Source organism: Candidatus Latescibacterota bacterium (assembly GCA_020633725.1).
Taxonomy (GTDB): Bacteria; Krumholzibacteriota; Krumholzibacteriia; order JACNKJ01; family JACNKJ01; genus VGXI01.
This window is the reverse complement of record JACKDC010000004.1, coordinates 38,319-52,627: the sequence shown is the minus strand read 5'-3', so window position 1 is coordinate 52,627 and position 14,309 is coordinate 38,319. Positions and strand designations below refer to the sequence as shown.

Genomic DNA, 14,309 nt, shown 5'->3' with positions numbered 1-14,309 from the left:
CCTCGCTTGGGCTGGGCCGTGGCGCGGGCGCCGGGCCGGCTGGGGCCATCCTAGCGGGGCCGCGGGGCCCCGGGCAAGGGAAACCGGCTGTCAGTGGCCGAATTAGCGCGATGCCTCAGACCTGGCAGTGCTCGAGCGCCTCCAGGAAGGCGGCGTTCTCGTCGGCGGTCCCCACGCTGACCCTGAACAGCGACGGGAAGCCGAAGGCCGTGAGCGGCCGGACCACCACGCCCTGCTCCAGCAGGCGCCGGCAGAGGGCGTCCACGCGTGCGGCGTCGCCGCCGTCCACCGCGAGGAAGTTGGTATGGCTGGGCAGCACGGTGAAGCCCGCGTCTTCGAGCCCGTCGCGCAGCGTCGCGAGGCCGGCCGCCGTGCCCGTGACGGTGCGGCGGAGGAAGTCCTCGTCCTCCAGCGCCGCCAGGCCGGCGACCTGCGCCAGGAGGCTGGGCTCGAAGGGCAGCTTGACCTTCATCAGGTTGCCCACCAGCTCGTCGTGCGCGAAGCCGTAGCCGATGCGCACGCCGGCCAGGCCGTAGGCCTTGGAGAAGGTGCGCAGGGTGATGACGTTGTCGTAGCGGTAGGTCATGGAATCGGGAAAGGACGGCTCGGCGGCGGTGAACTCGAAGTAGGCCTCGTCGTAGATCACCAGGCAGCGCGCCGGGACCTTGCTCATGAAGGCGTCGAACTCGTCGCGCGTGAAGATGGTGCCGGTGGGATTGTCCGGATTCGCGAGGTAGATGATCTTCGTGTACTCGTTCACCGCCTCGCCCATGGCCGCCAGGTCGTAGCGGTAGTCGGGCCGGCGCGGCACCAGGGTGAGCTTGTTGCCGCTGCCGCGCGCCAGCACCATGAAGCCCACGAAGGTGTTCTCGGCGGTGAGGATCTCGTCCTCGTCGCAGAGGAAGGTGCGCATCACCGTGCCCATGATGCCCTCGCTGCCGCTGCCCACGGCCACGTTCTCCAGGCGCACGTCGAAGCGGCGCGCCAGGGCTTCGCGCAGCTCGCGCGCGGCCATGTCGGGGTAGCGGTGCAGTTCGCCCGTGGCCGCGGCGATGGCCGCCAGCGCCTTCGGGCTGGGCCCCCAGGGGTTCTCGTTGCTGGCCAGCTTGACCACGCGGGTGAGTCCCAGCTCGCGCTTGACCTCGGCGATGGGCTTGCCGGGAGTGTAGGGCTTGAGATCCCTGATGGCCTTGGGGACGAGCGGCATGGACGGCTCCGGGGCTGGGGTGACGGGCGCCGCAGGGCGCCCGCGCGAGCTTAGCGGCTGCCCTCACGCCGGGCAAGCGCTGGCCGGTCCGGCAAATCGAGTCTAAACTCGAAGTGGACTTGCCCCCACTCCCACGAGGCCCCGAGGAGCGTCATGCAAGCGGAGCAGCGCCGATTCGCCGAGGTGTGGGCGAGCGCCCTGGTGCCCGGGAGCGTCATCCAGATCCGGGGCGAGAGCATCCTGTTCAAGCCCCGCAGCGGCACGCATCCGCTCTGGCTATTCCTCGGCGGGCAGGCGCCGCCGGCGGTGGGCGACGTCCAACTCGTTGTGAATCCTGCGGTTTTCGACTGCAAGCGGATCATCCCGCGGCATGGCGCCTCGGTCCGGGTGCCCTGGCTGGAGTTCCACAAGGACGAGCTCGAAGGCGCCCGGGGGCGGCTGCTCAGCGTGGACGCGACCGCCCGCTGCTTCGTGATCGACCTCGGCTTCCCGGTGGTGGTCACCCTGCTGGAGCCCTGCGAGGAGCTGCTGCGCGCCCGGCCGGGCGAGATCCTGGAGCTGGAGTTCGCGCCGCCGGCCCAGGGACATCTGGCCTGAGCGACGAGCCTTCCCCGCGATCCCGAGTTCATGCCCAGCAATGCCTGTACTTCCTTGCAGTTACGTCACTTGCCGAACAGAGCCGTGGACCCTGGGCGCGACTCGTGCTATACTCGCAGAACCGCGATCGCCCAGATTCCGTTCACCGGCCACGCTCAAGGATGGTTTCAATGTCCAGTCTCTCCCGCCTCGCGAAGACGGGGCTCGCGCTCGCCATGCTCGTGGCGGCCGTGCCGGCCTTTGCCGTCTCCGACACGCCCTTCCTGGACCAGAACGCGGTCCAGATGATCGACAACATCGTGGCCCAGCAGGTGGCCAACGACCTCCAGCGCTTCTACGGCCTGAACCAGGCCGAGGCCTGCATCATGACCGACGACATGGCCCTCTGCCTTGCGGCCGACACGCCGCCCGAGGTGGTCGAGGAACTGCTCCGCAAGCTGCCCACCTGGACCGGCGATGACGGCGACCGCTACAACCGCGTCGGCCGCTGGACCGTCTTCGCGAGCGGCTTCTCGGGCATCCTGGGCGAGCCGATCACGCTGACCTACAGCTTCATCCCCGACGGCGTGGTCATCCCGGGCGGAACGGGCGAGTCCCCGTCCCCCTCGATCCTCTTCGCGACCCTGAATTCGCAGTTCGCCACCGAGGCCGAGTGGAAGCAGATCTTCGCCGACTGCTTCGCGCGCTGGGCCGAGTTCATCGGGATCACCTACATCTACGAGCCCAACGACGACGGCGCCAGCTTCCCCGGCAGCCTCGGCATCCTGGGCACGCGCGGCGACGTGCGCATCGGCGGACACTTCATCGACGGCGCCAGCAACACCCTGGCCTACACCTACTACCCGGCCAGCGGCGGCGACATGGTCTTCGACACCACCGAGAACTGGGCCAATCCCAACAACGACTACCGCTTCCTGCGCAACGTGACCATGCACGAGCACGGCCATGGCCACGGCCTCGGCCACATCGACGCCAGCAATCGCCAGCTGATGGAGCCGTTCTATGATGGCAGCATCTACGGTCCGCAGGACGACGACATCCGCGGCGGCATGCGCAACTACGGCGACTATCTGGAGATCAACAACACCGCGGTCGACGCCACCGACTGGGGCGCGCTGGGCGCGGAGCACGTGACCCAGGCCAACGTCTCGTTGACCGCCTCCGCCGACTCGGACTACTACCACTTCACGCTGGCCAACGACATGCTGCTGGACTTCATCCTGCAGCCGATCGGCAGCTTCTACACCGTGGACGGCGTGCCCATCTACACCAACGAGATCATGGACCTGGGCATCGAGATCCGCACCGGCACCGACGGCATCACCGTGGTGGAGACGCTGAACGACGCGCCGGCCGGCGGGCTCGAGACCCTGACGGCCTACTCGCTTCCCGCGGGTGAGTACTGGATCCGCGTGCGCCGCTTCGCCGGCAACGACGTGCAGCGGTACACGATCAACATGGATCTGACGCTGAACGACGCCACCGGCGTCGCCGACGGCAGCGTGCCCGTGCGCGGGCTGGGGCTCAGCGTCTACCCGACGCCGTTCAACCCCAAGACCACCGCGCGCTTCTACGTGCACGAGGCCGGCCCGGTGAGCCTGGACGTGTTCAACGTGCAGGGCCGTCGCGTGAAGAGCTTCGCGCAGGAAGCCCCCGGCGGCGAGTGGATGCAGGTGTCGTGGAACGGCCGCGACGACGCGGGCAGCCCGGCGCCCAGCGGCCTGTACTTCATTCGCGCCACCAGCGGCGGCGCGAGCGAGACGGTGAGGGCGCTGCTGCTGAAGTAGCGTCGCGACACTCGGACAGTGAACAGCGGGGGTTTCCGGCGGAAACCCCCGTTTTTATTGCGACCGCAGGCCGGGGTTCGCGGTGGCCGCCTCCGACCGGCCCCGCTATAATTGAGACGCTCCGCGCCGGCCGGGCCGGCGCACGTCCTTGCACCCGAGACAGGACGGTACTCATGCCAACGTTGCGAACCCTGCGACTCCTGGCTACCGGCGCGCTGCTGCTCAGCATCGCGTTGCCCGCCGCGGCCGCCACGGCGCCCGAGGACTGCAGCAGCCCCCTCGGCCGCGCGCTGATCGAGAACTACGTCGACCAGATCATGTTCATGACCCTCGCCGAGCTCTACGGCGAAACCGCGGTGGCGACCTGCGTCGGCGACGACACGATCGCGCTCTGCCTGGCGCCCGACACGCCGAAGGAGCAGGTCGACGCGATCCTTCGCCGCCTGCCCACGTGGACCGGCGAGGACGGCGACCGCTATCTCCTCGGCGGCCGCTGGACCAACACGGCGAGCGGCTACTTCCCGCTGAACGGCGAGCCCATCATCCTGACCTACAGCTTCGTGCCCGACGGGCTCATCATCACCGGCGGCGCGGGCGAGCCGACGTCGGCGTCGATCCTGCACGCGCGCATGAACGCGCTCTTCGCCACCGAGGCCGAGTGGAAGCAGATCTTCGCCGACTGCTTCGCCGACTGGGGCGGCCACGTGGGCGTGACCTACGTCCCCGAGGGCGACGACGGCGCCAACTGGCTCTCGAGCCCCGGCATCCTCGGCGTGCGCGGCGACGTGCGCATCGGCGGCCACCACATCGACGGCGTCAACAACGTCCTCGCCTACAACTACTTTCCCAACTCCGGCGGCGACATGGTGCTGGACACCGACGAGAACTGGGGCAACAGCAACGCCGACTACCGCTTCTTCCGCAACGTGGTGATGCACGAGCACGGCCACTGCCTGGGCCTGCAGCACGTGACGCCGCTGAGCTGCCAGAAGCTGATGGAGGCCAATCTCTGCACCAACTTCCTCGGCCCGCAGGACGACGACATCCGCGGCGCCAGCCGCCTCTACGGCGACCCCTACGAGCCCAACGACAGCTACGATCTCGCCACCGACCTGGGCTTCTTCACCGGCACGCAGATCTTCAACGATTTCTGCCTGCCCGACACCAACGACGAGGACTGGCTCTCCATCACCGCCCCGGCGCCCATCCGCCTCGACGCGATTCTGCAGCCGGTCGGCTCCTACTACTACCTGGGCACCACCCCCATCTGGACGAACCAGATCATGGACCTGGGGCTCGAGCTGCGCGACGGCGCCACCGGCGAGAACATCCTGCTGGACGTGAACGACACCGGCCTCGGCGGCCTGGAGGTCATCACCGACTACCTGCTCCCGGCCGGCACCTTCTACCTGCGGGTGAAGCGGATCAGCGGCACGGACGTCCAGCGCTACCGCATCTCCGTGACCCTGGACTACGACGACCTGACCGCCGTCGAGGGCCCCACCCCCGCCGGCAACCTGGGGCTGTCCGTCTACCCGAACCCGTTCAACCCCAAGACCTCGATCCGCTTCCTGGCCCCCTCGGCGGGACCCGTGAGCCTCGAGGTCCTGGATCTGCAGGGCCGGCTCGTGCGGAGCTTCTTGCGTAGCGTGGACGCGGCGGGACCCGTGACCCTCAGCTGGGACGGCCGGAACGCCGACGGCCGCGCCATGCCCAGCGGGGTCTACTTCCTGCGGGCCAGCGCCGGCGGCCTGAGCCAGTACGCGCGGGGGGTGCTCCTGAAGTGACGCAGACGCGTGTCCTCTCGCGCGCCGCTTCGAAGGCGCGCGACCCGGACACAAGGCTCGCTCGCGGGCAGAGTGACGCGACCCGGACACGCGCCTGCTCGCGGGCAGAGTGACGCTCGGCCAAACCGATCGCTCGTGTGGCCGAGTGACGCGAATGCGAAAAGGGAGCTCCCACGGGGGCTCCCTTGCCCTTGCCTTGTGCCGTCGAGATTGTATCTGGCCCTCGAGCACCCAGATCTTGGGCTGTGAACGCGGTTGTCACCCTCGATCCTGTGGCTGTGCGCCCCTGGCTGCCCCCATATGCGCGGAGCTACATTTTCGGCGGCACAAGGTTCTCTTCACGGGATCTTTACCCCTCCTTGATTCGCCTGGCATACATTAAGATGCCAAACCGCCACGAGGGGAGGGCGCGATGGCTGGCCAGAAGGTCCTCGTGATCGAGGACGAAGGGGACATCCTCGAGATCATCGCCTACAACCTGGGCCGCGAAGGCTACCAGGTGCTCAGCAGCCGGGACGGGGAAGAGGGGCTCGAGATCGCCCAGCGCGAGGAGCCGGATCTGATCCTGCTGGACCTCATGCTGCCCGGCACCGACGGCCTCGAGATCTGCCGCATCATCAAGGACGGCCCGCGGGGGGCGGACACCCCCATCATCATGGTCACCGCGAAGGGCGAGGAGAGCGACGTGGTCCTGGGCCTGGGCATGGGCGCGGACGACTACGTCGTCAAGCCGTTCAGCCCGCGCGAGCTGGTGGCCCGGGTCAAGGCCGTGCTGCGGCGCGGTCCGCTGCGGGTCAAGCCGGAGAGCGGCGAGCGCGTGGAGCGGGACGGCGTGGTCATCGACGCGCAGAAGTTCATGGTCAAGGTGGATGGCGACAGCGTGCCCTTCACCGCCACCGAGTTCCGCCTGCTCCACTATTTGGCGCGGCATCCGGGGCGCGTCTTCAGCCGCAACCAGCTCCTGGCCCGCGTGATCGGCGACGACGCCGTGGTCATCGATCGCAACATCGACGTCCACGTGCGCTCCCTGCGCAAGAAGCTCGGCCCCTACCGCGACCTCATCGAGACGCAGCGCGGCGTGGGCTATCGCTTCAAGGACGTCGAGTAGCCCATGCGCCGCCGCTCCTTTCTCTGGAAGCTCTACCTCGCCTTCAGCGTGGTGATCTTCCTGGCCACGGCCAGCATCCTCCTCTTCACGGCCCAGCGCATCGAGCGCAACGGCCGTCAGGCCATCGAGGCGTCCCTGCGCACGCGCGCGCTGCTCATGGAGGACGTGGCCCGCGCCGGCCTGGCCGGCGGCAACGCCGACAGCCTGGAGGCCCGCGTCCGCGACCTGGGCCAGGCCACCGGCACGCGCTTCACGGTGATCGCCGCGGACGGACGCGTCCTCGCGGACAGCCACGAGGATCCGGCCTTGATGGAGCCCCACGACACGCGGCCGGAGGTCCTCGACGCCCGCAGCCGCCGCACGGGCCAGTCCGTGCGCTTCAGCAAGACGCTGAACCAGCACATGATGTACCACGCGCTGGCCCTGCGCGGGCCGGCCGGGGAGCTGGTGGGCTACGTGCGCGCGGCCCTGCCCCTCGTGGAGGTCGACCGGCAGCTCGACCAGCTCCGCAACGGCGTCCTGCTGGGCGCGCTGATCGGCCTGCTGGCGGCGCTGCTCATCGGCTGGCTGATCGTGCGGCGCCTCACCCGCCCGCTGGACGAGATCGGCAGCTCCCTGCAGGCCTTCAGCGCGGGCGACTTCTCCAGCCGCACGCATCTGGCCCGGACCGACGAGTTCGGCGAGCTGGCCGCGGTGATGAACGCCATGGCCCAGGAGCTCGAGGAGCGCATCGCGCGCATCAGCGAGGAGCGCAATCGTCTCGAGGCCATCCTGGCGGGCATGGTGGAGGGCGTGATCGCGGTGGATCGCCAGGAGCGGATCCTGCACATCAACCGGGTGGCCGCGCGCCTGCTGGACATGGAGCGCGCCGGCAGCATCGGCCGGCCGGTCTGGGAGCTGGCCCGCATCCCGGCGGTCAGCGAGGCGCTCTCGCGCTGCCTCAAGGAGCAGCAGCAGGTGGAGGTGGAGATCAACCGCGCGGCGGCCGACGGCGCCGAGCGCGTGATCGAGCTCTACGCCTCGCCTCTGCCGGGCAACGGCAGCCCCGGCGGCGCCGTGCTCGTGCTGCACGAGGTCACCGAGCTGCGGCGGCTGGAGCACATCCGCCGGGACTTCGTGGCCAACGTGTCCCACGAGCTCAAGACGCCGCTCACCGTGATCCGCGGCATCGTGGAGACGATGCAGGACGACCCGGCCATGGCCACCGACACGCGGGACCGATTCCTGGCCAAGATGAAGAGCCAGGCCGACTACCTCGCCGCCCAGGTGTCCGACCTGCTGGCCCTGTCCCGTCTCGAGAGCAAGCGCACGCACCTGGACTACGAGCGCCTGGACATGAACGAGCTGGCCCGGACCACCGCCGCGGTGCGCACGCCGTCCGCCGAGAGCCGCGAGGTCAAGCTCGAGCTGGAGCTGGGCGACGCGCCTGTCCACGTGGACGGCGACCGACGCGCCCTGGAACAGGCGCTGGGCAACCTTCTGGACAACGCGATCCAGTACACGCCGGCCGGCGGCAGCGTGCGGCTCAGCGTCGCGTCCCAGGCCGGGCGGGCGCTCTGCGCCGTGACCGACACCGGGATCGGCATCGAGCCCCGGCACCAGGAGCGCATCTTCGAGCGCTTCTACCGTGTGGACAAGGCGCGCTCACGGGAGCAAGGCGGCACGGGTCTGGGCCTGGCCATCGTGAAGCACGTGGCCCTGGCCCACGACGGCGCCATCAGCCTGCGCAGCCAGCCCGGTCGCGGCAGCACCTTTACACTGTCCTTACCGCTGGCGGACTGAGCAAAACGCCCTGCGGACGGGCCTCGGCCCAGAACTTCACTCCGTCTTCATCTTCTCTTTATGGGCCAGATGCACATTGGGCCGGAAACTGGTCCCGATTCCAGGCACGCCCGTGCGTCGGGCGTTCACCTTCATGCCAGGAGCAAGAACATGCGCAAGATGATGATCGCCGCGCTGATCGTGCCCGTGCTCGCCCTTGGGCTGCTGCTCAGCGGCGCCTCCAAGCAGCAGGACGCCAGCGAGGCGAGCGGCCTCTCCGGCGTCGTCCGCGTCGACGGATCGAGCACGGTCTTTCCGATCACCGAGGCCGTGGGCGAGGAGTTCCAGATGAAGCACCGTGACGTGCGCGTCACCGTGGGCATCTCCGGCACCGGCGGCGGCTTCAAGAAGTTCACCGTCGGCGAGACGGACATCAACGACGCGTCGCGTCCCATCAAGGAGAAGGAGGCCACGCTGGCCGCCTCCAACAGCATCGACTACATCGAGCTGCCGGTGGCCTTCGACGGCCTGTCCGTCATGGTCAACCCCGCCAACACCTGGGTCGACCACCTGAGCATCGAGGAGCTGCACAAGATCTGGCAGCCCGGCAGCACCGTGAAGACCTGGAAGGACGTGCGCCCCGAGTGGCCCGACCGTCCGCTGGTCCTCTACGGCCCGGACGTCGACTCCGGCACCTTCGACTACTTCACCGAGGTGGTGAACGGCGCGTCCCAGGTGAGCCGTTCGGACTACACCGCCAGCGCGGACGACAACGTCCTCGTCACCGGCATCGCCGGCGACGCCAACGCGCTCGGCTACTTCGGCTTCGCCTACTACGAGGAGAACCAGGACAAGCTGAAGCTGGTCCCCATCGACGGTGGCGCCGGCCCCGTGGCGCCGAGCCGCGAGACCATCAACAACGGCACCTATGCGCCGCTGAGCCGTCCGCTGTTCATCTACGTGAGCACCAAGGCCGTGCAGCGCCCCGAGGTGCAGGCCTTCGTCCAGTTCTACATGGACAACGCCGCGCAGCTCTCCGCCGAGGTGGGCTACGTCGCGCTGCCGCACGAGGCTTACGCGCTGGGCATCAAGCGCTTCGCGGCGCGCCAGGCGGGCAGCGTCTTCAACAGCGATGCGGCCAAGAGCGGCAAGTACAGCATCGCCCAGCTGCTGGGCATGTAGACCATGGCTTCGAGCGGCGCCGCCACTGCTGCCAGCACCCGGGACACCGACTTCCGGCATCCGCGCCGCTGGGGGGAGGGGGGCATCAGGACGCTACTGCTCCTGTGTGCCCTCCTCTCCATTTTCACCACGCTGGGCATCATCCTGACGCTCAGCTTCGAGACCTTTGAATTCTTCCGCGAGATCTCGCCCTTCGAGTTCCTCTTCGGGACCCGCTGGGCGCCGCTGCTCGTCCCCCGCAGCTACGGCGTGCTGCCGCTGCTGGGCGGCACGCTGATGATCGTGGTGGGATCGGCGCTCATCGCCATCCCCGTGGGCCTGGGCAGCGCCATCTACCTGAGCGAGTACGCCTCGGAGAACACGCGCAAGCGCATCAAGCCGGTCCTCGAGATCCTGGCCGGCGTGCCGACGGTGGTCTATGGCTACTTCGCGCTGACCTCGGTGACCCCGTTGCTGCGCGCGATCCTGCCGAGCACCAACATCTTCAACGCCGCGAGCGCCTCCGTCGTGGTGGGCATCATGATCCTGCCCATGGTGGCCTCCCTCTGCGACGACGCCCTCTCCGCCGTGCCGCGCTCCCTGCGCGAGGCGGGCCACGCGCTGGGCGCCACGCGCCTGGAGGTGTCCACGCAGGTGGTGCTGCCCGGCGCGCTGTCGGGGGTGCTGGCCGCCTTCGTGCTGGCCGCGTCGCGCGCCTTCGGCGAGACGATGGCGGTCACGCTGGCCGCCGGCGCCACGCCGAACCTCACGCTCAATCCCCTGGAGAGCATCCAGACCATGACGGCCTACATCGTCCAGGTCAGCCTGGGCGACACGCCGGCCGGGGGGATCGAGTACAAGACGATCTTCGCCGTGGGCGCGCTGCTCTTCGTGATCACCCTGGGCATGAACGTGATGGCCCACAAGATCATGCGCCGCTACCGCGAGGTCTACGAGTGAGCCCGGGCGGCGGGAACTGGCAGGGCGTCGCCAACCTCGGACGCCGCCACCGGCGCGCCCACGCCGCGCGCTACGGCTTCGCGGCGCTGACCTGGCTGGGCGTCGTGCTGCTGGCGGTTCTGCTCTTCCAGGTCAGCCGCCAGGGCTTCCAGTGGCTGGACCTGGACTTCCTGCGCAACTTCCCCTCGCGCTTCCCCGAGCGCGCGGGCATCCTGTCCGCCCTGGCGGGGACGCTCTGGCTCATCGGCTTCACGGCGCTCTTCTCGATCCCCGTGGGCGTGGCCGCGGCCGTCTACCTGGAGGAGTTCAGCCGTCCGGGACGCCTGCGCAGCGTGATCGAGGTGAACATCTCGAACCTTGCCGGCGTGCCCTCGATCGTCTACGGACTGCTCGGCCTCACCCTCTTCGTGCGCGGCCTCGGCCTGGGCCGCAGCGTGCTGGCCGGCGCGCTGACCATGAGCCTGCTGATCCTGCCGGTCATCATCATCGCCTCGCGCGAGGCGCTGCGCGCCGTGCCCCAGTCCCTGCGCCAGGGCGCCATGGCGCTGGGCGCCACGCGCTGGCAGGCGGTGCGGCACCATGTGCTGCCCTCGGCGTTGCCGGGTGTGCTCACGGGGGTGATCCTGGCGCTCTCGCGCGCCATCGGCGAGACGGCCCCGCTGATCATGATCGGCGCGCTCACCTACATCGCCTTCACGCCCGACGGCCCCATGGACGACTTCACCGCCCTCCCGATCCAGATCTTCAACTGGACCGCGCGTCCGCAGGCCGAGTTCCACGGCCTCGCGGCGGCGGGGATCATCGTGCTGCTGGCGGTGCTGCTGCTGATGAACGGCGCGGCCATCGCCCTGCGCTATCGCACCCAGAGGAAACGCTGATGGCTTCCGCCGCCACGCCGAGGTTGACCGTGGACACCAAGAACAGCAAGGCGGAGCCCACGCGGGCGCCCGCCGCCCGCAAGGACGAGCGCGCACCGGCGGCGAAGCCCGAGCCCGTCATCCTCGAGACGCGAAACCTGAGCATATTCTATGGGCATAACGAGGCGGTGAAGCGCGTCAGCCTGCCCATCGCCGAGCGGCAGATCACGGCCATCATCGGGCCCTCGGGCTGCGGCAAGAGCACGCTGCTGCGCTCGCTCAACCGCATGAACGAGTTCCTCGCCGAGGTGCGCATGGAAGGCGAGGTGCTCTACCGGGAGCGCAACCTCTACGCGCCCGACGTGGACCCCGTGGAAGTTCGCGCGCGCATCGGCATGGTCTTCCAGAAGCCGAACCCGTTTCCGAAGTCGATCTTCCAGAACGTGGCCTGGGGACCGGCGCTGAACGGCCTCGTGCCCAAGCGCGAGCTGCCGGCGCTGGTGGAGACCAGCCTACGCCAGGCGAACCTCTGGGACGAGGTCAAGGACCGCCTCGACGCCTCCGGCCTCTCCCTCTCCGGCGGCCAGCAGCAGCGCCTCTGCATCGCGCGGGCGCTGGCCATGAAGCCGGAGATCATCCTGATGGACGAGCCCGCCTCGGCCCTGGATCCCATCTCCACCGCGCGCATCGAGGACCTGCTCTTCGAGTTGAAGGAGAGCTACTCGATCGTTATCGTGACGCACAACATGCAGCAGGCCGCGCGCGTGTCGGACTACACGGCGTTCATGGACCTGGGCGTGATGGTGGAGTTCGGCGAGACGGACCAGGTCTTCACCCGGCCGCGGGAGTCGCGGACCGAGGACTACGTCTCCGGACGATTCGGCTAGGAGCCCCATGGCCAAGCATCTGCATCGCGATCTCGCCGAGCTGAGCAAGGACATCCTCACCCTGGGCGCCCGGGTGGAGGAAAGCCTGGACTGGGCCGTGCGCGCCCTGCTGGAGCGGCGCGAGGACCTGGCCGCCAAGGTGCGCGCGGCGGACGTGGTGATCGATCGCCAGGAGGTGGAGGTCGAGGAGAACTGCCTCAAGATTCTCGCCCTGCATCAGCCCGTGGCGGCGGACCTGCGCTTCGTCATCACGGCGCTCAAGGTGAACAACGACCTGGAGCGGATGGGCGACCACGCGGTGAGCATCGCCGGACGCGCGGCCAAGCTGTCGCAGAAGCAGCCGCTGGAGTCGGCCGAGGACATCAACCGCCTCGCCATGAAGGTGCGCGCCATGGTCAAGCTGTCGCTGGGCGCGCTCATCGAGCGGGACGTCGCCACCGCCCGCGAGATCTGCGCCATGGACGACGAGGTGGACGCCCTCCATCGCGAGATGTACAGCGTCCTCAAGGAGCAGATGCGCGAGAGCCCCCAGGTGGTCGGCCGGGCCGTCAACGCGCTGTCCGTGTCGCGGAACCTCGAGCGCATCGCCGACCTCTGCACGAACATCGCCGAGGACGTCATCTTCATGGTCTCGGGCGAGGTGGTCCGCCACGGCGTGCTGGGCGAGGAGCACGGGACGCTCACGGTGCCCGGCGAAGACGAGGACTAGGCGCCCCGCAGCTCCCGCATGCGCGCCATGAAGTCGCGAACGCGGCCCGGCTCCACCGGCGCGTCCCAGCGGCCCTGGCGCTTGAAGTGGCTGCCCACGATGAACCCGTCGGCCAGGTCCACGTAATCCCCGAGATTCTCCGCGCTGAGCCCGCTGCCGATGAGGATCGGCAGGTTCGTGCGCTCGCGCACCGCGCGCAGGTCGTCCGGGTCGGGCGGCGCGCCGGTCACCGTGCCGGTCACGATGGCCCCGTCGGCCCGGTGCAGCTCCAAGGTGGCGGCCACGTCGCCGATGGTCAGGTCGTCGGTGAGCGCATGGCTCGCGTGCTTCTTCTTGATGTCGGCGAAGATCTGGATGCCGTCGCCGCCGATCTGGTGCTGGTAGCGCTTCACGCGGCCGGCCTGGGCGTCCACCAGCCCCTTGTCGCTGACGTGCGCGTAGGTCCAGCCCTCCGCCCGGACGAACTGCAGCCCCGCGGCCAGGGCCACGGCGATGGCCGTGCGGTTGGCCGCGAAGAGCACCTGCAGTCCCATGGGCAGCGGACGGCGCGTGCCGCCCGTGAGTTCGTCGGCGAGGCCACGCGCGGCCACGGCCAGGCGCGTCAGCGTGGCGGCGAGCTCGGGACCCTGCTCCGCCTCGGGCAGGCAGGGGAAGTCGTGCATGTTCTCGAGGAGCAGCGCGTCGACGCCCCCGGCCAGCAGCGCCGTCTCGTCGGCGCGGAGCGTCTCCACGGCCGCCATGATGCCGGGGAAGCCCTCGACGCCGGGGCTGGGCGGCAGGTGGAGCATCCCGATCACGGGCTTGTGGACGCCCAGCCGCTTCATGGCGCCTCAGGCGGCCGGGGTGGAATCGTCGGGCGGCGGATCGCCGGCGCCGGGAGCCGGACTCGCGGCCGCGCCTTCCTGCACCACGCCGCTGTCGTCGGCGCCGTAGAGCTGCTCGTAGACCGCGTGGATCAGCGCGAGCGAATAGGGGATGGTGACGATCAGCCCCAGCATCAGGGGCAGCGTGCCCACCCAGCCCAGCACCGTCAGGATGCCGGCGGTCACCAGCAGCATCGGCCACTCACGCGAGAAGAGCGCGCGGCAGGCGCTGAAGGCCGCGGGGCCGTCGAGGCCCTGGTGCACCATCAGCGGCAGGAAGGGCAACAGGAATGCGTTCACCGCCAGCGCCAGCGCCGTGCCGAGGAAGGGCAGCCAGCTGCCGATGACCACGCCCACGAGCTGCGCGCCCAGCCAGATCAGCCCGCCCAGCAGGTAGCGCTCGAACTCGCCGAAGGGCTGGAAGAGATCCCCCACGGCCGCCGTCTCGCGCCGCGCGATGCGCCCGAGCACGACGAAGCCCCCGGCCATCATGAGCGGGGCGAGGATGATCGTCACCGAGACGATGCTCGCCAGCAGCACCAGCCCGATGAGCCGCAGCGGATCGCGGGCGAAGAGCTCCCAGGCCCGGCCCAGCGCCGCCATGATGTCGATGCGTCCCATGTTC

The 14,309-nt window shown here is 69.3% G+C and carries 13 protein-coding genes; 10 read left to right on the top strand and 3 right to left on the bottom strand.

Annotation, left to right across the window (positions count from 1 at the left end; genetic code table 11):
- Positions 1-115 precede the first annotated feature (115 nt).
- Positions 116-1,207 (bottom strand): histidinol-phosphate transaminase, encoded by a 1,092-nt coding sequence (locus H6693_09975; protein ID MCB9516509.1) that lies wholly within the window; start codon positions 1,205-1,207, stop codon positions 116-118.
- A gap of 153 nt (positions 1,208-1,360) precedes the next feature.
- Here H6693_09975 and H6693_09970 point away from each other — a divergent pair, with 153 nt between their 5' ends.
- The 10 genes from H6693_09970 to phoU all read left to right on the top strand — a co-directional run bounded on the left by H6693_09970 (position 1,361) and on the right by phoU (position 12,821).
- On the top strand, positions 1,361-1,804 hold the full coding sequence (locus tag H6693_09970; protein MCB9516508.1) for a hypothetical protein: 444 nt from the start codon (positions 1,361-1,363) through the stop codon (positions 1,802-1,804).
- A 170-nt stretch (positions 1,805-1,974) separates the two neighbouring features.
- Positions 1,975-3,591, top strand: coding sequence for a T9SS type A sorting domain-containing protein (locus H6693_09965; GenBank protein MCB9516507.1), 1,617 nt, complete (start codon positions 1,975-1,977; stop codon positions 3,589-3,591).
- Positions 3,592-3,764: 173 nt separating this feature from the next.
- Positions 3,765-5,378: a matrixin family metalloprotease gene (locus tag H6693_09960; GenBank protein ID MCB9516506.1), complete on the top strand. Its 1,614-nt coding sequence runs from the start codon at positions 3,765-3,767 to the stop codon at positions 5,376-5,378.
- 412 nt (positions 5,379-5,790) lie between these two features.
- Positions 5,791-6,486, top strand: coding sequence for a response regulator (locus tag H6693_09955; GenBank protein ID MCB9516505.1), 696 nt, complete (start codon positions 5,791-5,793; stop codon positions 6,484-6,486).
- Between the two features lie 3 nt (positions 6,487-6,489).
- Positions 6,490-8,268, top strand: a complete 1,779-nt coding sequence (locus H6693_09950; protein MCB9516504.1) for a PAS domain-containing protein — start codon at positions 6,490-6,492, stop codon at positions 8,266-8,268.
- Between the two features lie 159 nt (positions 8,269-8,427).
- Positions 8,428-9,429, top strand: a complete 1,002-nt coding sequence (locus H6693_09945) for a PstS family phosphate ABC transporter substrate-binding protein (GenBank protein MCB9516503.1) — start codon at positions 8,428-8,430, stop codon at positions 9,427-9,429.
- Positions 9,430-9,432: 3 nt separating this feature from the next.
- Entirely contained in the window at positions 9,433-10,368 is a 936-nt protein-coding gene (pstC, locus tag H6693_09940; protein MCB9516502.1) for a phosphate ABC transporter permease subunit PstC, read from the top strand.
- Positions 10,365-11,246 (top strand): phosphate ABC transporter permease PstA, encoded by an 882-nt coding sequence (gene pstA, locus H6693_09935; protein MCB9516501.1) that lies wholly within the window; start codon positions 10,365-10,367, stop codon positions 11,244-11,246. The genes pstC and pstA overlap by 4 nt, the downstream gene beginning before the upstream one ends.
- Positions 11,246-12,112: a phosphate ABC transporter ATP-binding protein gene (gene pstB / locus H6693_09930; protein MCB9516500.1), complete on the top strand. Its 867-nt coding sequence runs from the start codon at positions 11,246-11,248 to the stop codon at positions 12,110-12,112. The genes pstA and pstB overlap by 1 nt, the downstream gene beginning before the upstream one ends.
- Before the next feature lie 7 nt (positions 12,113-12,119).
- Positions 12,120-12,821, top strand: coding sequence for a phosphate signaling complex protein PhoU (gene phoU, locus H6693_09925; GenBank protein ID MCB9516499.1), 702 nt, complete (start codon positions 12,120-12,122; stop codon positions 12,819-12,821).
- On the opposite strand, the gene H6693_09920 is transcribed toward phoU, so the two are convergent.
- Both H6693_09920 and H6693_09915 read right to left on the bottom strand, forming a co-directional pair.
- Positions 12,818-13,645, bottom strand: coding sequence for a BtpA/SgcQ family protein (locus H6693_09920; GenBank protein MCB9516498.1), 828 nt, complete (start codon positions 13,643-13,645; stop codon positions 12,818-12,820). The genes phoU and H6693_09920 overlap by 4 nt on opposite strands.
- Positions 13,646-13,651: 6 nt before the next feature.
- Positions 13,652-14,305, bottom strand: coding sequence for a hypothetical protein (locus H6693_09915; protein MCB9516497.1), 654 nt, complete (start codon positions 14,303-14,305; stop codon positions 13,652-13,654).
- Positions 14,306-14,309 lie beyond the last annotated feature (4 nt).

What these genes read in the sequence shown, in the direction of transcription:
- H6693_09975 (MCB9516509.1), bottom strand. Translation starts at nt 1,207, where the DNA reads ATGCCGCTCGTCCCCAAGGCCATCAGGGATCTCAAGCCCTACACTCCC.
- H6693_09970 (MCB9516508.1), top strand. Translation starts at nt 1,361, where the DNA reads ATGCAAGCGGAGCAGCGCCGATTCGCCGAGGTGTGGGCGAGCGCCCTG.
- H6693_09965 (MCB9516507.1), top strand. Translation starts at nt 1,975, where the DNA reads ATGTCCAGTCTCTCCCGCCTCGCGAAGACGGGGCTCGCGCTCGCCATG.
- H6693_09960 (MCB9516506.1), top strand. Translation starts at nt 3,765, where the DNA reads ATGCCAACGTTGCGAACCCTGCGACTCCTGGCTACCGGCGCGCTGCTG.
- H6693_09955 (MCB9516505.1), top strand. Translation starts at nt 5,791, where the DNA reads ATGGCTGGCCAGAAGGTCCTCGTGATCGAGGACGAAGGGGACATCCTC.
- H6693_09950 (MCB9516504.1), top strand. Translation starts at nt 6,490, where the DNA reads ATGCGCCGCCGCTCCTTTCTCTGGAAGCTCTACCTCGCCTTCAGCGTG.
- H6693_09945 (MCB9516503.1), top strand. Translation starts at nt 8,428, where the DNA reads ATGATGATCGCCGCGCTGATCGTGCCCGTGCTCGCCCTTGGGCTGCTG.
- pstC (MCB9516502.1), top strand. Translation starts at nt 9,433, where the DNA reads ATGGCTTCGAGCGGCGCCGCCACTGCTGCCAGCACCCGGGACACCGAC.
- pstB (MCB9516500.1), top strand. Translation starts at nt 11,246, where the DNA reads ATGGCTTCCGCCGCCACGCCGAGGTTGACCGTGGACACCAAGAACAGC.
- phoU (MCB9516499.1), top strand. Translation starts at nt 12,120, where the DNA reads ATGGCCAAGCATCTGCATCGCGATCTCGCCGAGCTGAGCAAGGACATC.
- H6693_09920 (MCB9516498.1), bottom strand. Translation starts at nt 13,645, where the DNA reads ATGAAGCGGCTGGGCGTCCACAAGCCCGTGATCGGGATGCTCCACCTG.
- H6693_09915 (MCB9516497.1), bottom strand. Translation starts at nt 14,305, where the DNA reads ATGGGACGCATCGACATCATGGCGGCGCTGGGCCGGGCCTGGGAGCTC.